Source organism: Alkalihalobacillus sp. R86527, from assembly GCF_042466185.1.
In the GTDB taxonomy this organism is placed as follows: Bacteria; Bacillota; Bacilli; order Bacillales; family Guptibacillaceae; genus Guptibacillus.
The window spans coordinates 308,422-329,754 of sequence record NZ_JAXHBW010000001.1 but is presented as its reverse complement, the minus strand read 5'-3'; the positions used below and the strand labels follow the sequence as shown (position 1 = coordinate 329,754).

Annotated in this window: 28 protein-coding genes; 2 read left to right on the top strand and 26 right to left on the bottom strand. The window is 42.3% G+C overall.

All coding sequences use genetic code 11. The features are described from left to right. Window positions 1–2: 2 nt before the first annotated feature. The 21 genes from flhB to flgB form a co-directional block, all read right to left on the bottom strand. Window positions 3–1,103: a flagellar biosynthesis protein FlhB gene (gene flhB / locus SJY16_RS01790; RefSeq protein ID WP_377887353.1), complete on the bottom strand. Its 1,101-nt coding sequence runs from the start codon at window positions 1,101–1,103 to the stop codon at window positions 3–5. 4 nt (window positions 1,104–1,107) lie between these two features. Then, a complete protein-coding gene (gene fliR, locus SJY16_RS01785) occupies window positions 1,108–1,884 on the bottom strand; it encodes a flagellar biosynthetic protein FliR (protein WP_377887352.1) in 777 nt (258 codons plus the stop codon). 4 nt (window positions 1,885–1,888) lie between these two features. Continuing rightward, on the bottom strand, window positions 1,889–2,158 hold the full coding sequence (gene fliQ, locus SJY16_RS01780; RefSeq protein WP_377887351.1) for a flagellar biosynthesis protein FliQ: 270 nt from the start codon (window positions 2,156–2,158) through the stop codon (window positions 1,889–1,891). Between the two features lie 10 nt (window positions 2,159–2,168). Further along, the gene (gene fliP / locus SJY16_RS01775; RefSeq protein ID WP_377892019.1) at window positions 2,169–2,852 is read right to left on the bottom strand and encodes a flagellar type III secretion system pore protein FliP; all 684 of its coding nucleotides are present in this window, start codon (window positions 2,850–2,852) and stop codon (window positions 2,169–2,171) included. Next, window positions 2,852–3,454 carry a flagellar biosynthetic protein FliO gene (locus SJY16_RS01770; protein ID WP_377887350.1) on the bottom strand — a complete coding sequence of 201 codons (603 nt, stop codon included), beginning with the start codon at window positions 3,452–3,454 and terminating at the stop codon, window positions 2,852–2,854. The genes fliP and SJY16_RS01770 overlap by 1 nt, the downstream gene beginning before the upstream one ends. Before the next feature lie 18 nt (window positions 3,455–3,472). Then, window positions 3,473–4,576 carry a flagellar motor switch phosphatase FliY gene (gene fliY / locus SJY16_RS01765; protein WP_377887349.1) on the bottom strand — a complete coding sequence of 368 codons (1,104 nt, stop codon included), beginning with the start codon at window positions 4,574–4,576 and terminating at the stop codon, window positions 3,473–3,475. Further along, window positions 4,566–5,543 carry a flagellar motor switch protein FliM gene (gene fliM / locus SJY16_RS01760; RefSeq protein ID WP_377892017.1) on the bottom strand — a complete coding sequence of 326 codons (978 nt, stop codon included), beginning with the start codon at window positions 5,541–5,543 and terminating at the stop codon, window positions 4,566–4,568. The genes fliY and fliM overlap by 11 nt, the downstream gene beginning before the upstream one ends. A 39-nt stretch (window positions 5,544–5,582) precedes the next feature. Further along, a complete protein-coding gene (locus SJY16_RS01755) occupies window positions 5,583–5,771 on the bottom strand; it encodes a flagellar FlbD family protein (RefSeq protein WP_377887348.1) in 189 nt (62 codons plus the stop codon). 48 nt (window positions 5,772–5,819) lie between these two features. Next, window positions 5,820–6,593 carry a flagellar hook-basal body complex protein gene (locus SJY16_RS01750; protein ID WP_377887347.1) on the bottom strand — a complete coding sequence of 258 codons (774 nt, stop codon included), beginning with the start codon at window positions 6,591–6,593 and terminating at the stop codon, window positions 5,820–5,822. 81 nt (window positions 6,594–6,674) lie between these two features. Further along, window positions 6,675–7,037, bottom strand: coding sequence for a TIGR02530 family flagellar biosynthesis protein (locus tag SJY16_RS01745; RefSeq protein ID WP_377887346.1), 363 nt, complete (start codon window positions 7,035–7,037; stop codon window positions 6,675–6,677). Window position 7,038: 1 nt separating this feature from the next. Next, complete coding sequence (gene flgD / locus SJY16_RS01740; protein WP_377887345.1) at window positions 7,039–7,455, bottom strand: flagellar hook assembly protein FlgD; 417 nt, start codon at window positions 7,453–7,455, stop codon at window positions 7,039–7,041. Between the two features lie 10 nt (window positions 7,456–7,465). Then, window positions 7,466–8,605 (bottom strand): flagellar hook-length control protein FliK, encoded by a 1,140-nt coding sequence (locus tag SJY16_RS01735; protein WP_377887344.1) that lies wholly within the window; start codon window positions 8,603–8,605, stop codon window positions 7,466–7,468. 19 nt (window positions 8,606–8,624) lie between these two features. Next, the gene (locus SJY16_RS01730; RefSeq protein WP_377887342.1) at window positions 8,625–9,479 is read right to left on the bottom strand and encodes a MotE family protein; all 855 of its coding nucleotides are present in this window, start codon (window positions 9,477–9,479) and stop codon (window positions 8,625–8,627) included. A 21-nt stretch (window positions 9,480–9,500) separates the two neighbouring features. Then, window positions 9,501–9,953 carry a flagellar export protein FliJ gene (fliJ, locus tag SJY16_RS01725; RefSeq protein WP_377892016.1) on the bottom strand — a complete coding sequence of 151 codons (453 nt, stop codon included), beginning with the start codon at window positions 9,951–9,953 and terminating at the stop codon, window positions 9,501–9,503. A gap of 2 nt (window positions 9,954–9,955) precedes the next feature. Further along, window positions 9,956–11,275 carry a flagellar protein export ATPase FliI gene (fliI, locus tag SJY16_RS01720; RefSeq protein WP_377887341.1) on the bottom strand — a complete coding sequence of 440 codons (1,320 nt, stop codon included), beginning with the start codon at window positions 11,273–11,275 and terminating at the stop codon, window positions 9,956–9,958. Then, complete coding sequence (locus SJY16_RS01715; RefSeq protein ID WP_377887340.1) at window positions 11,265–12,062, bottom strand: FliH/SctL family protein; 798 nt, start codon at window positions 12,060–12,062, stop codon at window positions 11,265–11,267. Before SJY16_RS01715 ends, fliI begins: the two co-directional genes overlap by 11 nt. Continuing rightward, window positions 12,055–13,068: a flagellar motor switch protein FliG gene (gene fliG, locus SJY16_RS01710; RefSeq protein WP_377887339.1), complete on the bottom strand. Its 1,014-nt coding sequence runs from the start codon at window positions 13,066–13,068 to the stop codon at window positions 12,055–12,057. The genes SJY16_RS01715 and fliG overlap by 8 nt, the downstream gene beginning before the upstream one ends. A gap of 10 nt (window positions 13,069–13,078) precedes the next feature. Beyond that, on the bottom strand, window positions 13,079–14,716 hold the full coding sequence (gene fliF, locus SJY16_RS01705) for a flagellar basal-body MS-ring/collar protein FliF (RefSeq protein WP_377887338.1): 1,638 nt from the start codon (window positions 14,714–14,716) through the stop codon (window positions 13,079–13,081). 21 nt (window positions 14,717–14,737) lie between these two features. Further along, complete coding sequence (gene fliE, locus SJY16_RS01700) at window positions 14,738–15,028, bottom strand: flagellar hook-basal body complex protein FliE (protein WP_377887336.1); 291 nt, start codon at window positions 15,026–15,028, stop codon at window positions 14,738–14,740. A 26-nt stretch (window positions 15,029–15,054) separates the two neighbouring features. Beyond that, entirely contained in the window at window positions 15,055–15,498 is a 444-nt protein-coding gene (flgC, locus tag SJY16_RS01695; RefSeq protein ID WP_377887335.1) for a flagellar basal body rod protein FlgC, read from the bottom strand. 5 nt (window positions 15,499–15,503) lie between these two features. Beyond that, a complete protein-coding gene (flgB, locus tag SJY16_RS01690) occupies window positions 15,504–15,899 on the bottom strand; it encodes a flagellar basal body rod protein FlgB (RefSeq protein ID WP_377887333.1) in 396 nt (131 codons plus the stop codon). A 241-nt stretch (window positions 15,900–16,140) separates the two neighbouring features. Here flgB and SJY16_RS01685 point away from each other — a divergent pair, with 241 nt between their 5' ends. Beyond that, window positions 16,141–16,959 (top strand): flagellar hook-basal body protein, encoded by an 819-nt coding sequence (locus tag SJY16_RS01685; protein WP_377887332.1) that lies wholly within the window; start codon window positions 16,141–16,143, stop codon window positions 16,957–16,959. A gap of 11 nt (window positions 16,960–16,970) precedes the next feature. After that, entirely contained in the window at window positions 16,971–17,753 is a 783-nt protein-coding gene (locus tag SJY16_RS01680; protein WP_377887331.1) for a flagellar hook-basal body protein, read from the top strand. Window positions 17,754–17,787: 34 nt separating this feature from the next. Here SJY16_RS01680 and flgL read toward each other — a convergent pair whose 3' ends face one another. The 5 genes from flgL to SJY16_RS01655 form a co-directional block, all read right to left on the bottom strand. Then, a complete protein-coding gene (gene flgL, locus SJY16_RS01675) occupies window positions 17,788–18,669 on the bottom strand; it encodes a flagellar hook-associated protein FlgL (protein WP_377887330.1) in 882 nt (293 codons plus the stop codon). Window positions 18,670–18,685: 16 nt separating this feature from the next. Further along, window positions 18,686–20,017 (bottom strand): flagellar hook-associated protein FlgK, encoded by a 1,332-nt coding sequence (gene flgK / locus SJY16_RS01670; RefSeq protein ID WP_377887329.1) that lies wholly within the window; start codon window positions 20,015–20,017, stop codon window positions 18,686–18,688. A gap of 23 nt (window positions 20,018–20,040) precedes the next feature. Beyond that, complete coding sequence (locus SJY16_RS01665; protein ID WP_377887328.1) at window positions 20,041–20,514, bottom strand: flagellar protein FlgN; 474 nt, start codon at window positions 20,512–20,514, stop codon at window positions 20,041–20,043. A 14-nt stretch (window positions 20,515–20,528) separates the two neighbouring features. Next, window positions 20,529–20,789 (bottom strand): flagellar biosynthesis anti-sigma factor FlgM, encoded by a 261-nt coding sequence (gene flgM, locus SJY16_RS01660; protein ID WP_377887327.1) that lies wholly within the window; start codon window positions 20,787–20,789, stop codon window positions 20,529–20,531. Between the two features lie 111 nt (window positions 20,790–20,900). Next, entirely contained in the window at window positions 20,901–21,332 is a 432-nt protein-coding gene (locus SJY16_RS01655; protein WP_377887326.1) for a flagellar basal body-associated FliL family protein, read from the bottom strand. Between the last annotated feature and the right edge of the window lies 1 nt (window position 21,333).

The window sequence follows — 21,333 nt, the reverse complement described above, 5'->3', positions numbered from 1 at the left end:
GGTTAGTTTCCTCCTCCCGGATAGCCTTTGATGCTGTATACATAAGCAAGCACCTCAGCCACTGCTTTAAATAAATCCTCCGGAACACCTTCTCCTATATCCACTTGATGATAAAGGGCGCGTGCTAAGGGGACATTTTCCGACATCACAATATCATGATCTTTCGCTGTTTCTTTAATTTTTTGAGCAACAAAATCCATTCCTTTTGCAACGACAGTTGGTACATCCATTTCTTCTGGGTCATACCTTAGGGCTACCGCAAAGTGCGTTGGGTTTGTAATGACCACATCTGCTTTTGGAATTTCTGAAATCATTCGATTCATCCCTAGCTCCCGCTGCTTTTCTTTAATTCGTGATTTAATGAGTGGGTCACCCTCACTCTTTTTATGTTCATCCTTAATGTCTTGCTTTGACATCCGGATGTTTTTTTCAAAGTCATATTTCTGATAAACGTAATCAAGAATGGATAAGAACAATAGTAGAATCGCTACCGCCAATCCAGTTTGAATGATTAACGAACCGATTAATCCAATTGCGTCTCCCATTGAAATCTGGGAAATCACCATCATCTCTTCTCTCTTTCTCCAAAGCACGATGAAGGTTACGGAGGAGATAAACGTTATTTTGATTAAAGATTTCAAGAGTTCGACTAGCGTACGAGCAGAGAATATTCTTTTCGCGCCCTTTAAAGGGTTAATTCTTTCAAGCTTTGCTTTTAGAGGATCTGTAGCTACTAGAAAACCAACTTGCATATAGTTTCCTATCACCCCCATGACGAGCGAAATGCCCATCAATGGTGCTGCGATGAGTGCAGCTTGCCAGACATTCTCTTTCATCATGAGATCAAGGTTTTTTTCGGTCAATTCCCATTCTGGTATTCTCATGATGTTGCCCCGAATCATCGATTGAAGGCTCTCTACCATCCATCCACCAATAAAAGACATGAATAAGAAAACACCAATCATCATTAGCGCTGAAGGAATCTCAGCACTTCTTGCGATTTGACCCTTCTTACGAGAATCTTGCTTCTTCTGGGGCGTCGCTTTTTCGGTCTTTTCTTGAGAAAAAAACTGTAGATTCATTTTCATACGATATGTACCCATTGCATTAACCACCCAGAATTTGAATAAGCTGCCCCATCGTATCGATCATTTCTCTAAACACTCCTCTAAGTAAGAAGAAGAACGTCGGTATCGTTACTAGGATCAAAACAAAGCCTACAAAGATTTTCAAAGGGAGCCCGACAACAAAAATGTTAACTTGCGGAACCGCTCTGGCTAATAGACCAAGAGCCACGTCAACAAGAAATAAGGATGCGACGATCGGTAGTGCAAGTTGAAACGCGGAATAGAACATGCCCGAAAATACTTCTGCAATAAATCTAGCAAGCGTCTGACTCTCAGCCTGTGCGAGAAGCGCTTCTGCAGGAAGAAGCTCATAGCTTTTGACTAAACCATCTAGCATCATATGGTGACCATCTACCGATACGAGAAATAGCAAAGCGAGCATGTACTTAAAGTTACCGATGATCGGCACCTGAGTACGCGTCTGGGGATCGATTACATTCGCCATAACAAAACCCATTTGGAAATCAATAAATGCGCCAGCAACCTGAACCGTGTACAGAATGAGTGTCGCGATAAATCCAAGAGATAGACCGATAAATAATTCTTTGATTATTAATAGCAAGAAAGCGAAATCTAGTGACATGCTTTCTACTGAACCCACCCCAGCTGTTACGAGAAGTGCGATAAAAAACCCGAGACTTACTTTGAAACGCGCCGGTACGCTTCGTGTTGAGAAAACAGGCGCAATGATGAAGAAGGAGGTCGCCCTCATGAATACAAGTAAAAATAGTGGTAGGGCGTTTAAAATACTTTCCATTTCCTTACCCGATGAACCTATTGAGGTTTTGATAGAGGTTCGTTGTGTAATCTAGCAACATCGTTAGCATCCACGGTCCAAAGAGAACGATGGTCAGCAGTACTGCAATGATCTTCGGTATGAATGCGAGTGTCTGCTCTTGTATTTGAGTCATTGCTTGAAATACACTGACGATCAAACCGACACCTAGTGCGATAAGCAAGAGTGGTGCGGATATAATGATGACCGTGTACACAGCGTCTTCAGCAATCGAAATAACCAAATCCGGTGACATGTCGTCCTCCTCAGAAGCTTAATAGAAGTGACTCGACGACTAGATACCAGCCATCGACGAGCACAAATAACAATATTTTAAAAGGTAATGAAATCATAACGGGCGGTAACATCATCATCCCCATCGCCATCAGAGTGGAAGCGACAACCATATCGATAATAAGAAATGGAATAAATATCACAAAACCTATTTGAAATGCTGTCTTTAATTCCGATATAGCAAAGGCAGGGACAAGTGCTGTTAATCTTACATCTTCAATCGATTCGGGTTTTTCGAGCTTCGCATACTTATAAAATAGCGCTAAGTCTTTTTCACGCGTATGCTCTGCCATAAATTCCTTGATTGGCATTTCTGCAGCATCCAGCGCCTCTTCCTGCCCAATCTCTTCGTTCATATAAGGCTGTAACGCTTCCGCATTAATTTCTGATAGTACGGGCGACATGACGAAGAACGTCAAAAATAACGCTAAACCAATCAACACCTGGTTAGGCGGCATCGATTGTGTAGCAAGTGCAGACCTAACAAACGAAAGTACGACTACGATTCTAGTAAAACAGGTCATGAGTACGAGAATAGCGGGTGCAATAGAAAGAACAGTGAGTAACAGGACGATCTGGACGGTTACTGAGACATCCTCTGGATTATTCGACCCAAAATCAAGCCCAGGTACTGTTAAGCCGATAAATAAGTCCATCATAGACGATCTCTCTTATCTGGATCGTCATCATCCATTTCCTGCTGCCATTTCGATCGTCTTGAGCGTTGACGATTAAGGCTGGATTGAAACATATCCTTCAAGTCTTCTGACTGCTTTCGATTTAGAAAAGGAACAGTCTTCTGTTCTTCAGCATGAGCCATGATGACCTTCATTTCTTCTTCATCCTTAATTTCTTTTAATAGATTGATATCTTCACCGACACCGAGCATATATACAGAATTGCCCACTTTTATCATTTGGACAGACTTATTGTTTCCAAGTGGGGTACCTCCAAGAGGGGTGAAGATGGAATGCTGCTGCATCTTTTGCTGACGCTTCGCTAGAAAACGTATTAGAAGGTAGATCAGTCCAACGACGACAACCGTGTAGAATACAAGCTTCAATAGGAGAACAACTATATTTGAGTTCTTCGTTTCTACTTTAGCTGGTGGTTTTTCTTCCTTCTCTTCAGCTGGCTTCTCTCCCTCTTCCTTAAGCCAATCTGTTACGCTACCGTTAACCGCTTCTACGTGAGGTGTCGTAACAAAAAAGCTAAGAAGCAGCATGAGTGCCATGATGCCTAAGTAACGCTGTCTCACTCTCTAACACTCCTTGTTTTACCGCAACTTTGATAACCGTTCTGCTGCACTTAATATATCTGTCACACGTACACCGAAGTTCTCATCGATTACGACAACTTCTCCCTTGGCAATAAGCTTTTGATTAATAAGAATATCGACAGGTTCACCAGCGAGCTTATCGAGCTCTAGAATTGAACCATGTGATAGTTCCAAAATATCTTTGACGATTCGCTTCGTACGACCGAGCTCTACCGTAACTTGAAGGGGAATATCGAGGAGCATATTGAGGTTACGCTCTTCGGAATACGGGTTTTGCTTTTGATTAAAATTAGTAAACTCTACGTTCTGAATTGCTGGTTCAGATCTTGTTGGTTCAGACTGTTTCACTTGTTCATCATAAGAACGCTCAGGCTCCTTCCATTCGCTTGTTTGTACTCGTTCTGTTAGAGGGGGTTCTTCAACGACCTCTTCTGTTGTTGGTTGGCGAAGGTCTTCTTCACTTACGAGCAATTCTGAGATTTGTTTGCCAATCGGTGCAGGTAGCACATGGTGAACGGTTGTTTGAATAATTGAACCTATTGACAGATCGAATGAAACGTCGACCATCGTTAAGTCTTCATTCTGATTTAGAACAGAATTACTCCATTCAGATACAACTTGCAGGTTCAAGAACGCCCCTCCAAAAGAGGAACCAGACGCCATACTCAACCCTTTATGTAAGCTTTCCATTATGTGTGTCACAACTGATGTTAAGCTCTTGTCGACATTGTCGTCATTCTCATCACCACTTACAACTGCCCAGATATCTGCAATATCCTGTGCATCAGGAGGGTTTAACATAAATACCGAATCGCCTGAAGCAGCTCCTTCATAACGAGTCGCAGCCTCTACATATGGAAAAGGTACTTGTTCCGTAATGTTCTCATCTGTAAGAACGTTTGTATGAATACTAGATACACGAACTTCCTCCATGAAAATAGAAGAAAGCGATGTAGACAGAGTTCCTAATGAGACGCTGAACAACTCGTTCATTGCTTCAATTTCAACTGCTTGAAATGGTAATGTAGATCCTTCCTTGCCCGCAGCAGCTTCCTGGAAAAGAGCGTTCAGTTCTTCTTGTGAAAGGCGATCATCCGTCATTGCCCAAGTCCTCCTCTTCCTTAACTTCTGTAATTTGGATAGCCATTCGGCCTTTTGAAGTTCCAGGGTACCCCTGAAACTTTTCTTGATCATCTACTTTTACGATGAGCGGATCTGAGACATTTTCGTTCAGTCGAATCACATCGCCTATTTCGAGGTTCAAAAACTCTTCAATCGTCACCTCTGAATTCCCTAATTCAGCAATAATGTTTAAATCCGTCTTCCTCAACCGCTTTTGCAGTGCTTCACTTTCTTGAGGTTCAGGGTCTTTCTTTTGATTCGATAGCCAGTGATGAGCTGATAGTCGTGGCATGATCGGCTCAAGTACGACATGTGGTAAACAAACGCGTACTGTCCCTTCCACATCACCAACGCTTACATTTATGGTGACTGTGACAACCGTCTCGTTCGGTGAAACGATTTGAAGAAAGTGAGGATTCACTTCAAGCTCTTTCAATTCTGTATTCAGCTTCATAACCGAATTCCAAGCATCCTGAAAACTCTCCAGAATCTTACTGAATATACGCTCCATCACCATCGTTTCTATTTCTGTTAAGTGAGAGAGCTTATCTGGCTGAAGCCCCATCCCTCCTAACATCCTATCAAGCATGGCAAACGCGAGATCAGGTGATACTTCAAGTACCATTTGACCTGAAAGCGGCTTTGCGATAAATAGACTTAAGATCGATTGGTCTGTAAGAGACTTCACAAATTCTTCAAATGACATTTGATCAACAGACGCAACCGAAGCTTGAACGATCGACCGCAGCTGAGCAGATGAGTAGGTGGTCATGAGTCGCGCATAGTTTTCATGGATTCTTGTTAATATCCGAATATGATCCTGTGAAAAACGAAGAGCACGTTTAAAGTCATACGTTCGTACTCGCCGCCCTTCAAGCGGATCAGGCTTTTGAGATTTATCATCGATTGCTGATAATAATGCATCGACAGTTGCTGGAGATAGCATATCAGACAAAGTTGTCACCCCCGTTCCTTCTACTAGCCACTACTTCAAGATTTGAATATCATGGTAAAATTTCGTTACTCTTCTTTTGACTTCTTCAACAGGCTCAAGCACGACGTAATGTTTTCCGTTGGTCAAGAAAATCATCGTATCTGGTGTGGCTTCTATTTTTTCGATATAAACGGCATTAAGAGTAAATGATTCTTTGTTTAGTTTCGTTAATGTAATCATAAGAACAGAACGAGCCGAGAAAGGTACACCTTCCTCAGCTCCTACCCCCTATCGTTTTAAGTTGACGATTTCTTGAAGGATTTCATCTGAGGTGGTAATCACTCTTGAGTTAGCCTGGAATCCTCGCTGTGCAACGATCATTTCCGTGAATTCTTCTGTAAGGTCTACGTTAGACATTTCAAGCTGACCAGATACGACGCGTGACGATTCAGGTAAACCTTGGGAAAAAGTACCTGACTTTGTAGTTTCCTCGTACATAGATCCTCCATCTTTTGACAAACCTGAAGGGTTACTAAACACTCCCATGCTTATTTTCCCGTGAGGTATCGCTTTACCATCAGTTCCCATTTCATTGATTTGCCCTTCTCGATTAATCGTATAAGGATAGTCAATCTCGATTTTCTTCCCATCTTCATCTAGCACATAGTATCCCTGTGAGGTAACTAGTTGGTTTTCATTATTCAAATAGAAGTTTCCAGATCTCGTATAAAGTTCTTCAGTTATAGGTGTGCCTCCTGTGTTAACTTCACGCTGTACTCGGAAGTAGCCATCTCCTTCAATTGAAAGGTCCGTCTGTACACCAGTCGTCATAAATGACCCCGTCGTGTGTAACGTATCGATTGATCCTTCAGTTACCCCAAGACCGACCTGAGTTGAATTCACCTGTCTTTCACCCATGTTCTGACTGAGCAAGTCTTGAAACATTACTCTGCTCTTCTTAAACCCGACAGTGTTCACATTGGCGATATTATTTCCGATCACATCTAATTTTGTATTAAACCCCTTCATTCCCGATACACCTGAGTACATAGAACGTAGCATGTGTTTTCCCCCTTGATTATAAGTCGCTGCTTCAATCGGTCCACAGCGATAGGCCTCCATCATATGGTCCAGCCTGTTCTTTTATAAAATTAACGCTGAATCGATTTTCGTTACGATGTGATTTTCCATCCGCTCTTGCTTCATCGCGGTAATCACCTTGTTATTCTTCACACTTACAACAAACGCAAGATCTTTCATAAGCAGTAGTGAATCTTGAGAACCTTTTTCGCGAGCCGTTTCGATACCCTCATTCAGCTTCTTTAGCTGAACGTTAGAGAGCGAGATACCTTGCTGCGCTAACCTTTGCTCTGCATGGTGACTGAAGGAAACTGGTTTATGTAAAGTTTGCTTCAGCTGTTCTGCAAATGCTTTGGGTGGCTGCTTTTTTGGTGCTACGAGCGGTTGGTTCGGATGGTACCTCTCATGAATCTGCAGCTTCGTCATCTCACTCCCCCGTTTCGATACGTTCTAACAAGGAGATATTCACCTGTGTTCCATCTTTCAGCTCTGCTAGAACATTCCCTTCTTTAAACACCACGGCCGATACTTCCCCAGCTTTCAGTTCATCATTCTCACGCCATTTCACCTGTTTTCCAATTAAATGAGCATGATCTGTTATTGAATCTTGAAGCTGGTTATTCACAAATTGAGTCAGAGAACTGTTCATATTCGTCATTTGCTCAAGCGAACTGAATTGTGCCATCTGTCCGATGAATTCGGTATCTTGCATTGGCTTCATAGGATCCTGATTCCCTAACTGTGCTACTAGGATTTTTAAGAAGTCGTCCTTTCCAAGCTGTCCTGGCAATTTGGGACGCTGTGCTGTTGCAGCTGCTGTGCTTGTAACTGAACCTGTATTCATACCACCCCTCCTAAACGGAATAATTAATTCCTATCGTCTCTTCTTGCTCATGTTCATGGGTTACAACAGGGTTTTCTTCAACTTCATACTGACCAGAGGGCTTCTCCTGGCGATGCTTTCCTTGCCCAAACTGCTGCTGTCCCTGCTGATGACTCTGTTGGTCTTGTAAAAGCGATTGGCTCGATTGCTGAACGACTTCTACTTTGTCGAGTTGGATTCCCTGTTGCACAAATGTTTGTCGCAGCTGATGTAGCTGTCCTTCGATCATCTCTTTCGCTGCTGCCGTAGTTGTTGCAATATGAGCAGTCACTTTTCCTTCAACTGTTGTTAACCGTATGTCTAACTGCCCTAGGTTTTCAGGTGCTAGTTTGATTCGAAGCTGCGATTCTTTACCGTTTTTCATCACTTGCATTCGATCTAAAAGCTGACTGAAATCATTTGTAAGTTGACGTGCTCTTACAACCGGCATTTCTTCTTTCACTGATGTTTGCAGTAGAGGTTCTGCCAACGGTTTTGCTTGAACTTGTTCATTTTCCTCAGGAGCTTGGACGGTAGCTGTTTCGAGTGGAGCCGCTAAATCCTGAACTAACCCTTTTCCAGTCATCAAACTAGGTGGGATGTCGATCCCATTTCTCTTTAGCAATGCTTGAAGATCCGACTGCTGTTGTTTTACTAACAAAGGCTCAATTTGTTCAGCCATTTTCAACACTGTTTGCTTACTTTCAATTGCTTTCAGTTCGCCTTCTTCACTCATTTTCACCGTTGCGTCAGCAACAGTTTGCATGAGCTTTTTTTGCTGACCTGAATCAAGTTTCAGCAACTCTTCTTTCGTAAAACCATGAACAGCTACGTCAGATCCATTACCTTTCGGGGTAGCCAAAAGCAGTTGCTTAAGGTTTGTGCGATTCACAAGCTTTTCGCCTATCGCTTGCAAGGGGAAAGCTCCGCTTTCTGACGGTTCGTCTTGTCCCTCTTCAGTAACTCCTTCTGCAAGAACGAGAGGATCCTGACTTTTTTTCTTTGGAGTCTCTTCTACATTGGCAAGCTTTGTTAGTAGCTTTTCAAATTCAGAATTGCCTTTGGGCGCCTCTCCCTTTGTTGCAGGAGAACGTTGCGTACCTTTGGCAAGGGGTTGAATCGTCTTACTCACATCATCACCTCCTCTTAAGTCAATTCGCTAACTCCGCTACATACTTAGAAGAAACTGATTCATCCATTTCTTCAAGAATCAACGTTCGCTTTGATTCATCAAGCTCTGAAAGAATCTGAATACCGACTTTCTTCTCTTCTTTATCTCCGCTCATCGCTTCTAAAATCCCTGCCGCTTTCTTTTCTTCCATTCCCTCAATCTGCTTTGCGAGATCTTCGACTGCGATCGAACTATCTTTTCGTTCGATCGCATTCATTAACAGCGAAAGTCTTTCTTGCATAGCTTCTACTTCTGGTTGGTCTGCTTTATCAAGATCTCTTAGTGCAATGGTAATATCAGCAGCTACAGCAGTATTCATCTTTCCAAGAATCGCGGCTTGTTCGGTGCCCCCCATCTTATCGAGCAGGAGCGCCGCTTCATGAAGAGTGAGTTTCTCAATGATCGCGGCTGATTTAGAAGGAGTCATCCCTTCGTACATCGTCGCGAGATTCTGTTGCTTTTTCTCTCGCTCTTCTCTGTCTTTCAATTCTTGCTTTCTTTCTTTATTAAGCTCTTCTATTTCATTCTTGTACTCGGCTAGTTCGCTTTTTTGCTCCTTAACCGTTTTTGTAAGCCTATAAATCTCTTTTTCTTGCTCTTCAACCTTTTTTTCGAAATCTGGTTCTTCCTCAGCGTCACCTTCCGAAAGCTCTGCCGCGAACGTATTCTGAATGTATGTAATTGGTTTTTCGCTGGCATTAGATGCGATAGCGATAAGGTCATATCCCATGAATGGGAGAATGATCAGCAGTACCGTCACTACGAAAGTCAGCGGCAGAAAAATATTGTGTATGAAGACTTCCTTTATCGATGTATGGTTCCGCTTCTTTCGCACCCTTTTCACCCTTTCTACACGCTACCCATTCTTAAGTTGCAAATACGCTCTAACCGTATTGAAGCTGTCGAGTTCATTTTGTTCGAAGATTTGGATTTCTTTGTTATGCTCTTCACGTCTTTTTTCTTTGATCGATTGCCACGTTTTTTCTTCTCGCACTTTCTCTGCCAAATTCTCCTGATGATCTGAAACCCGCTCGTCTAACTGTTTGAGATACATTTTCTTTTCACCAAGTTTCTGGTCTAAATAGGAAATGTGGGCTTCTTCTTTTATCAATTCTGTTACGGAAAGGCCTTCGAACTGCCGTTGTTCTAGGGCTTGTCGCATCGTATTCAATTTTTGTTCTAGAGTGGCTATCTCTTGTTCTAGATCACTCTGAACTTTCAATGTTTCAGCCATTTCAAGCTGCACTTGTTCTTTTTCGTTTTCCTTCACATCGAGAATACGCTGAAATGGAAATTGGTAACGTGCGATGACTATTCATCCTTTCCAAACTTTGATAAAAGCCACTCCTGGCTTTCTTGGAACGATGCCTGTTCATCTGTTCCTTGCTTGATATATCGCTCAATCTCTGAATGACTTGCGATCGCTTTATCGATATTGCTGTTTGTCCCTGATTTATAAGCACCGATATTGATCAAGTCCTCAGAAGAGTTGTAAACAGAGAGAAGTCGCTTCAATTCATTAGCTGCTTCCATATGTTCCGGAGGCACAATTTCTTTCATTACCCGGCTAACACTCTGTGAGACGTTTATCGCAGGGTATTGCCCTTTCTGAGCAAGTTTTCTGTCGAGAACGATATGACCATCCAATATTCCGCGAACAGCATCTGCAATAGGCTCGTTCATATCGTCCCCATCAACAAGCACGGTATAAAAAGCAGTAATTGAACCCTTATGCGATGTTCCGGAGCGTTCTAGCAATTTTGGTAATAATGCAAAAACACTCGGTGTATAGCCTTTACTTGTTGGAGGTTCTCCAATCGCAAGCCCCACTTCACGCTGAGCCATCGCAAAACGCGTGACGGAATCCATCATAAGCATGACGTTCTTCCCCTCATCACGAAAATATTCAGCGATTGACGTTGCAGTAAGTGCACCTTTAATTCTTTGAAGTGGCGACTGATCAGATGTCGCTACGACGATGACCGATTTCTTCAAACCTTCTTCACCAAGATCTCGCTCAATGAAATCTCTAACTTCTCTCCCTCGTTCACCGATAAGGGCAATCACGTTCACATCAGCCTCGGAGTTTCGAGCTGCCATCCCCATGAGCGTACTCTTTCCAACGCCGCTTCCTGCAAATATACCGATTCTCTGACCATGTCCGACCGTTAATAACCCATCGATCGCGCGAACTCCTAGCTGGAATGGCGTTGAAATCCTTGGTCTCGTCATCGGATTAGGTGGCTGCCTATGTGTCGTGACTGTTTTCAGCCCCCCGGGTAAAACCGTTTGATCAAGTGGTTTCCCTCTGCCGTCAAGGATACTACCAAGAATAGAGTAGCCTACTTTCACTTCTAGCGGTTCACCTGTTGCAACAACGAGACAACCTGGACCAATTTCTGATAGGTCATCCATCGGCATAAGCAGAACTCTGTTCTCACGAAATCCTACGACTTCTGCTTCAATCGGCGTATGACCTGGACCCGGTTGTAAATAGCAAAGTTCCCCCATCTTTACCTCAGGACCCATTGATTCAATTGTTAATCCAATTACTTGCGTAACTTTTCCATACTTTTGAACAGATTGGATCGAATCCAAGTGCGAAAGATAACGATCTACCTTAATGCTCATCGTTTCCATTCTCCTCATAGAGTGCAAATAACTGCTTTTTAATTTCGTTTAGTTGGCTATGGAACGAGATATCATAGCTACCACTAGGTGTGTGAATCATGCCAGATCCAGGAGGGAGATCACTCATGGGAATAAGCTTTAAGCTCGCATGACCATCGAGCTGCTTCTCAAGCTCCTCTACCATCGGAGTAATGTGTGTATAGTCTTCAACCGAAACTTGAAGTACGACTTCCCCTCGGTCTTGAATACGTTGTAGCGTTTGTCGGACCATCTCAGAAATCGATTCGGGATATTGCTTTAATTCTCTCAACATAATTTTCTTCGCGATCGAAGTACTAAGCGAGAGAAGGAACGGTTCAGCACTTTGAATCAATTCGTCTTTTTTCTTATAAGCCTCTGTTAAAATCGATTCTATTTCATTTCGTTTATCTTGGAGCTCAAACTGCACTTGTTGAAGACCAGCCTGGTAACCAGCATCAAAGCCTTTATCCTCGGCCTCTCTATACTTTTGTTCAGCAAGCTTTTCCCACTCTTCTTCTTTTTGCTGCTGCTTTTGATCTAGACTTGATAGAACTTGCTCTTCCTCATTTTGCAGTCGAGTACGGATCGTGTGATATTGATCTTCTAGCCGAATCATCTGTTGAAGTAAATGTGATTTCTTTTCCTCAACCGTTAACTGCCGTGATTGTAATACTCGTTGTTTCTTAGGTTCAGCTATTTCTCTTTGACCAAGTACTTTTGGTACATCGTCTGTTCCTTTGTAAGACTTCGGAATGATATTAGACAATCACATCATCTCCTCCACCACGCGCGATTACGACCTCTCCGGTATCTTCGAGGTATCGAATAACAGAGACTACCCTCGTCTGAGCTTCTTCAACTTCACTAAGGCGAAGTGGCCCCATCAACTCAAGTTCTTCTTTAACTGTTTCAACACGTCGGTTTGACATGTTTCGGAAGATAAGGTCTTTTACTTCTTCACTTGCTACCTTAAGCGCAATCGATAGGTCGTCATCCTTCACTTCACTGATTACAAGACGAATGGAACGATCGTCTAGTAGAACGATATCTTCAAATACGAACATGCGCTGTTTAATTTCTTCAGCAAGCTTCGGGTCGTCCTTCTCGAGTGAACTTAGGATCGTTCTTTCAGTACTACGGTCAACACCACTCAGTACTTCTACAATCGATTCTACTCCTCCGGTAAACGTATAATCTTGTGAACCGCTGGCATTTAATTTTCTTTCGATGATGTCCTCTAGCTTGCTGATCACTTCTGGTGAAGTACTTTCCATCAAGGCAATTCGTCTAGCAACATCCGCTTGCCTCTCTTGAGGAAGTGATGACAAGATCTTGGATGCTTGCTGTGAATCTAAATAAGAAAGGATAAGGGCAATCGTTTGAGGATGCTCTTGTTGAACGATATTCAGTATCTGCTCCGGGTCAGCTTTTCGAGCGAATGCAAATGGTTTCGCCTGCGTAGTAGACTGTAGTCGAGCCAGAATCTCCTCTGCTTTCTTCGAGCCAAGCGCTTCAACTAACACGTGTCTAGCAAAATCTATCCCACCCGCAGCAATGTAGTCCTTCGCTTTAACCATATGAATAAATTCCTCCATAATGTTTTCACGATCGCCGGTTTCTACCTTACTAAGCTCTGATATCCCAAGCGCAAGCTTATCGATTTCCTTCTCAGTCAGATGCTTGAACGTTTGAATTGATAAATCAGGGCCGAGAGATGTAAGTAAAATTGCTGCTTTTTGCGTGCCTGATATTCCCTTCGTTTTACTCACCAAATAGCCCCTCCTAGTCTTCGTTCATCCATATCCTTAATAATTTAACAAAGTCCTCTGGACTTTCTTTTGCGAGCTTTTCAATTTCATCTCTACCTGAAATAACCTCTGGAGTAAGATCGACTTCCTTTGCTTCTTCTCGAGGAAGGTAGTGGTCTTCTGATTCGCTCGGTGCATAGGTTCTTTCAAACTCTTCATATTCTTCCTCTCGCTTACCTTTTCTTCGGAATAGAAGCATCGTCCCTGTTATAAGAAGGATTCCAACACCTGCTCCTGCTGCATAAATAACCCACATTGGAATTGTATCGAGTGTACTTGAGAAGAAGCTCTTTTCTGGTGCTACATAACCAGGTTTTCCTCTAAATTCGTTTGGAAATACAGAGATGCGCTCTTCTAAATCTGCATCTTCAAGAGGCACGTCACTTCCACTTAAAGAAGTACGGACAACATTTTTTAGCACAGTGCGAATATCTTCTACATGAGCTGCTGTTAAAGACGTTACGTCGTCAGCGATTGGAGGTTCAACTCCAACGTTAATCGTAATATCGTCGATTACATAGGGACTTTCTTCTACTTCTTTATGAATTCGATTGACTTCTCGATTGATGCGTTCTTCAACTTTTTCGTATGAACCGTCGCCTTCAGCATTTGGATCATCAGCGTTGTAGTTTGGAATTTCTCCCTCTGCAGTCCCAGTGCCATCTGTAGCGGCATCAGGGTTTCCGGAGTATGTTTCCATAATTTTCTCAACACTAATATCAATACCTTCTCCTGTTTCTTCATCGACAGGCTCAACCAAGTCTTCGACTCGTTTTTCTTTTGTGAAGTCGACACTCGTCATGACAGATACGACTACTTTGTCTTGACCAAGAAGCAACCCTAGCATCTGCTGGAGGTCTTTTTGCATGTCTTTTTCAATACCACGACGTATTTCTTCCTGTTGCTGATAAGCTGATAGCGTTGTGTCCAACTTATTTTCACCATAATCAAAAGACGATCCGTTCTGATCCATCACAACGATATTTTCGATTGGAAGATTCGGAACACTTTTACTAATAACGTGATAAAGTCCATTCACCTGTCCCTGATCAAGGTTAAATCCAGGTTCTCTTGTAACTACAACTGATGCAGTAGCTACATCGCTCTCTTCATTCAGCCACACACTTTCTTTCGGAAGGGTGATCATGACCTTGGACTGCTGGATGCCGTCGATCTGCTCAATTAAATAGCTCAGTTCATTTTGCATCGCATCCCGCTCGACCACATCAAAATGCTTATCCGTCATTCCCATACCCATGTTTTCGCTAAAGATACTATAGTTTACATTACCGCTTTTAGGAATTCCTTCTGCTGCTAAACTCACCTTTAGATCTGAAGCTTCCGCTTTTGGAACACTGATCGTTGTTCCATCTGATGAAACTTCTACTGCAATCCCTTTTTGCTCGATCGCTCCCTTGATCTCTCCAGCCTCAGTCGGAGTGAGATTGGAATAAATAGGTGTCAAATTTGGTTTAGACATCCAGAAAACAAGGAATAGAAGGATTAGTAGCGTTGCTAGAAATGTTCCACCTATCAGCCATTTTGTCTTAGCGGAATAACTACTCCATGTTTCGCCCCAGCGGCTTTTCATTTTTTGTAATTGTTCATTCATCTGCCATCCATCCCTGAAGAACTACATTTGCATACGCATGATTTCTTGATAAGATTCGATCACCTTGTTTCGAACCTCTACTGTCAAATTGAGTGAGAGAGAAGCTTTTTTTGCTGCGATCATCACTTCATGAACATTCTGTACCTCACCCGTTACGAGCTTTTGTGACATTTGCTCAGATTGAACCTGAGTATTGTTCACCTGCTGAATTGCATCTTTTAACATATTGCCAAAATCCCCTGTAGCTTCTTTTGGTTGAGATGAATTAGCTGTTTGAAGCGGTGTACTTTGAAGCGCATTAATCGTGTTCATGTTATTCCTCCCAAAAGGCTATTAAACTACTTCCCAAGTTCAAGGGCTTTCATATACATACTTTTTGTTGCATTAAGAGCCGTCACATTTGCTTCATATGATCGTGAAGCAGACATAAGGTCGGCCATTTCTTTCACCATATCAACATTGGGCAATTCTACATACCCGTCTTCATTTGCATCTGGATGAGTAGGTTGATAGACAAGTTTATTGGGTGCACGATCCTCTGTTATGTCAGATACTTTCACTCCAGAAGATGATTTCCCCTTCCCCATCGCCGCTTGCAACTGGTTTTCAAAAGAATTTTCCTGAAGCTGAACGACTTTTCTCTTATAGGGCTGCCATTCACCATCTACTAACTCCGACCTAGTTGTTTCCGCATTAGCAATATTTGAAGAAACGACGTCCATTCGTAAACGATTGGCCGTGAGTCCAGAAGCACTTGTATTGAATCCATTAAACAATTTCATTTCGTTCAGCTCCCTCGAATAGCAGTTTGCAGATCACGAAACTGGCTGTTTGTTTTCTCGATCATCGAATTATACCAGAGCTGGTTCTTCGCAAGCTCTGCCATCTCAACATCCATGTCAACGTTATTCTTGTTTGATTTACTTAATGTATTACGCTCAGTTTTCACTTTGACATTTGCAGACGAGTTTTGTTCAGTACTAAAAGACACATGGTTGGGGTTTGATTTGTAGCTTTGGAAGCGCTGATTCACGGCTTCCTGTAGGTTATCCTGAAACGAAACGGTTTTCCGTTTGTAATTAGGGGTATCAACATTAGATATATTAGACGTTATGGTCCGCTGTTGAGTCATCGAAGCATTCAACGCATTATGAAGCGGATTAATCGATTGAAATACCTTCACGAAGCATTCCACACTCCTCATGAAATATTAGGTTTATTTTACAATAAATGGATATCATTCCATTATAATCTTCATTCGACAATATTTTCTCTGTTTTTAGCATAGCACTGTCAAAATTAATAGTAAATGAGAGTTTTAACCTAATAAACGACTTTTTACACTTATTTTTTCCATATTTCAACGTTATAATGAGAATAATATCCAAGAATTATAGTTAAAAGGGACTACTGAGGAGGTAAAAATGTTTAGAGGAATGTACACTGCAACCTCGGGGATGATGGCGAGTGAACGAAAGCAGCAATACCTCACAAATAATCTATCGAATGCGCAGACACCTGGCTTTAAACAAGATCAAGCTGTCATTCGTTCTTTTCCTGAATATTTATTAAAAGAACGAAATACGACATCGTCGCAAAGTGACAAGAGAGTCGGAGATCTTTCTCATGGTGTATATACTCAAGAAGGCGTTCCGCTTTTTACTAGCGGCACATTAAAGGAAACTGGAAATACAACTGACCTTGCTCTTCTTGATGAGAACCTTCCTACCGATGAAGATACAGGGAAGAAAGGCATCGCTCTTTTTGGGGTAAGAACAGAGGATGACGCTATCCGATATACACGAAACGGTAACTTTACGGTAAGCGAAGAAGGCTTTTTGACTACGAGTGAAGGATATCGTGTACTGAATACTAACCTCGCCCCCATTCAACTTTCGAGTGAGCAATTCACGCTAAAAGATGGGAAGCTTGTTGAAGCAAATGGAAATGAACAAGAGATATGGATTGGGTATACTGGTAATCCTGAAGGATTAAATCAGCGAGGAAACGGCGTTTTCGAATGGTCTGGAGATGACAATAATGCACCACGTGACATTCGTACTACTGAGTTCACTCAATATACCGTGGAGCAAGGATTTCTTGAAGGATCGAATGTAGATCTCACGACGACTATGACAGATATGCTCAACACCTACCGAATGTACGAAGCGAACCAACGCGTCCTTCAAACCTACGATCAAAGTATCGACAAATCAGTTAATGACATTGGTAGAGTGTATTAGGAGGGTTTTGAATGAACATCCAGATGAATATTGCATCTTCAACATTGAGCCAGACGCAAAAGAAAATGGATTCAATCGCGAATAATATAGCAAATGTAAACACAGTCGGATATAAACGACGGGAAGCAAGCTTTCAAAACTTATTAACTCAACAGTTTCAGAATAATACAGGTGAAACGACTGAACCCGGTCGACTAACTCCTGAAAACCTACGAGTAGGTTACGGAGCCAAGGTCGCTATGACGAACCTCCGAACAGATCAAGGAGCAGCTAATGAAACTGGTCGAAACCTTGATGTGATGTTAGAGGGAGAGAATGTGTATTTTCGAGTTCAAAATGGTGACGCTACTCATTACACGAGAGATGGCTCATTCCAACTTCAAAATACAGAGGATGGCAGAATCAATCTTGTAACCAGAAACGGTAGCAATGTACTCGATAAAAATGGTGACATTATTTCTTTTGATAGCGAACCATCCAGGTTTGTGATCTCTGATAGTGGTGAAATCAATGTTGGCGATAACGAAGCGACATTCGAGTTGAGCGTAGCTCGAATCGACCGTCCTCAATCCCTTCTGAGCGAAGGCGGAAATGAATTCCGACTCCGTGAAGGCGAAGGTGAAGTCGCTGATTCAGGATATAAGGTGAAACAGGGATTCCTTGAAATGTCAAACGTTGATCTTGCGAATGAAACGACAGAAATGCTCACCACGCAACGCCTTTTACAATTTCAAAGCCGAGCGATGAAGATGGCTGATGAAATGATGGGCCTTGCGAATACAATTAAGCGATAATGAAAAACACTCATCCACGTTGGATGAGTGTTTTTTATCTAAGGAAATCCATTAGAGAAGGCTGTATGATTTTTGCGCTCGATGCAAGTGAAGCTTGATACACACTCTCTTCAGACTTCAGCTTCATGATCGCTTCTGCAATATCCACATCTTCATTTTTTGAAACGAGCTTTTGCAGCGAAACGTTTTCTTCTTTCAATCGCTGTGACAAGCTCTCTACCCTCGATTGTTTCGCTCCTAAGGATGTCCACTTGTTGAGCACCTGATCCGATCCTTTTTCAATTCTACCAATCGCATCTTGAAGGCCACTTTCATTACCACTTTTTAATGTAGCAGATAAATCATCGAGTGATTTAAACAAGTTGTCTTCCCCACCAAATACTTCACCAGCGTGAACGTTGATGGTCATTGAACTAAAAGGTGATAATCGCTGATTGAGAGGCTGGTCATCGTTGATGATGTTACCAGATTCTTCGATCACAATTGGCTGATCTGTTTTCTGCCCATTGAAGATATACTTTCCATCTAGTTTCGTGTTTGCTAAATTTTCGAGTTCATCACGAAGCTGATCGATTTCTTTTCCAAGATTCTTTAGTTCATCGGGAGAATTAATTCCATTTGCTCCTTGTAGTCCAATCTCATTTGCTCGTTGTAGAAGATCAGAAACACTGCTTAGTGACTGCTCGGTTACTTCTAACCATGATTGTGCGTAGTCAGCATTTCGCTCGAACTGTACGTTGTTTGCAAGCTCTGACGAAAGCTTCAACGATTTTTCTGTACCCATCGGATCGTCAGAAGGTTTGTTGATGCGCTTTCCTGTCGATACTTCTTCATTTGCTCGTTCTAACCGGGTCAAGTTTCGATTCATCTGATTTGTAACATTTTGAGTTAACATTTGTTGTGTAATTCTCATCATATGACTCCTTTTCCCGTTAGATGCCCATTCGGTTGATGATTACATCAAGAATTTCGTCTGTTGTACTTACATACCGTGCTGCTGCATTATATGCGTGTTGGAACTGAACAAGATTTGCCATTTCTTCATCGAGCGATACACCGCTGATTGAAAGCCGGTTCGATTCAATTGACTGAAGCACAGTATCATTGTTCGCCACAGCACGCTCGGCGGACTGTGTTTTCGACCCGATGTCTGAGATGAGCATGCTGTAGAAATCGTTGGTCGTCGCATCTACTTTGTCATCAGATCCTGCTAGATCGAAAGATAGTGATTTGTTTTTCAAATCACTTATCTTTGCAGCGAGGTCACCGTTACTAACTGTTCCCTGGGTAGACGAGGCTGCTAAATTAGCAGGATTCGACTTGACCTCCGAATTAACACTCATACGCTCAAGATAGCTTCCCTCACCTTTACTTACATCAAAAAGAGGTTCTCCTTTTTGCATCGCGCCGTCTACTTTCACGAGAGAATAACCAGACGTTGCAAGAGTATTGATTTCAGGAGCTAGTTTTTCAAACACAGCGTTTAAATTTTGTTGCACGTTCTTCGTGAAGGCTGCTGACTCTTCGAGACCCTTGAGCTTACCTGCCTTTGCATCTGCAATATCGTATTTAACATCTCGTTCACCGTTACTCTTATCCGTCACTTCTATATCGATAAGACCAGAAAGTTCATCGATCAGCTGATCACGCTTATCTTTAATATCATTGGCACCATTCGTACGAACGACTTCTTTATTTAATTCATCGATCTGCTTTGAAAGAGAATCAATATCTTTAATCACAGCTTCTTTCTGTGATTGCAGACTATCTGATAGATTCGTAAGGTCTTTATTAAATGCTTTTCCCTTATCAAGTACCTCTTCTGCCCGTGAAACGACGACAGAACGCGCTGCAAGGCTATCTGGATTAGCCGAAAGGTCTTCGAAAGCAGACCAGAGTTTATTTAGTGAAGCATTCAGTCCGTTCTCGCCTGGCTCTGCTGACATCATCTCGATTTGCTCAAGCGTTTCTAGCCTCATAGACTCTGAGCCTAGCGTAGCATTTCGGCTACGATACTGTGTGTCTAGATATTCTGAACGAATTCGCTCGATGGATCCAACGCTTACGCCAGTTCCTAGTTCAGATGATGAGCCGCCGCTTTGATAAGGATTCGTAATCGCCGAAGTCGCCTCCATATTCACACGCTGTCTGGAATAACCAGGAGTGTTTGCATTCGCGATATTATGACCTGTGGTCGATAGTGCCGTTTGCTGCGTATACAAACTTCTCCTTCCGATTTCTAACCCATGAAATGTAGACGTCATACTGTCACGTTCCTTTCTAAAGCCTATGCTTTTGTGTCGAAGTACCCTCTCGGTGTCGATGAGGCCGGTTTTTGGTTTGGTCTTGTGTATGTAAGGGGTTGCTCTGGGGACGCTGTCAGATGTCCGATCATATGATGAACGAAAGCCATTGCATCTTTCAATAGAACATCATTTTGTTCATTTAAGACTTGTAAGGCTTCTGCTTTTTGCTTTAAGGTGACTGCTCGGCTTTCGATTATTCTTCTAACAGCCGGGCTGAGCTTTGTCAGCACCTCTTTAAGCGTTTGACCTGTTCCACCAAGCTCCTCAACAAGCTCCTGCCGCTTTTCTTCCTCTACACTTAGAGCTTGTAGGAGTTCTCTCTCTGCCTTCATCACCTCTGACAAACTGTTTACATTTCGCTCGATGAGCGCATCTTTCTTCGACTCACCGAGAGACATTAATTCCTCATGCAAATTTATCATGTTGCTCAATGTAGCCAATAATTGTTGCCCCATCTTGCTGCCTCCTGTTAAAACAACTGATCAAACAGTTTTTCGGCTGTTTTCTTGCTATCGATCCTATATGTTCCATCATCAATTTGTTTTTGAATCGAGTTTATTTTGGCTTCCCGCTTTTCTTCTGTCTTCATCGTGTATAGTTCTCTCGCATTGTTTGAGATTTGTAGCTCATCTTCACGAGGAGCTTTTTTCACTTGCTCGACTTTTGTAACAGGATTGTGCTTTTTGTAAGGGTTAACAAATGGTGGTGCTGACGGTTTATTAACGTTCAATCCGTTCACCCCTCTCCGATAATAGTAATACTACTCCTTCTTCTATTATTCGTACCCTATTTTGAGCATCTTACCGTTTATATCGGAAATTTCTTTGTAAAAGTTTACTATTTACTGAATTTTGAAATCTATTACAAGTACTCTCTCGATTTCACCATCTTGCAATACGTCATTAATTTGCTTTCTGATGCTCTCCTCAAACGTTTTGAGACCTTCTGCACCTTTTAAATCGTTTCTAGATAAACTTGCAAGGGTCGATATGACGATTGACTTTAATTCGGGGTTACGAACTTCAATTTCATGATAGCTTTTTCCCCCGTCTGCTAACAAGTTTAGCTGAACAACAGCATAATGATCAGACAGTAGATTCGTCGTAATCGACTCCATGCTATAGCTTCTTGCTGCTAGTTCTTCAGCAGTCGGCTCTTTCTCCTCCTGTGCAAGTACTTTTCCAAGATCGATGTCTAAGAAGAATACTGCTGCCAAGGCCCCTCCTCCAACGACTCCAAGAGTGGCCAAAATAATTAATATGATACGTTTCATC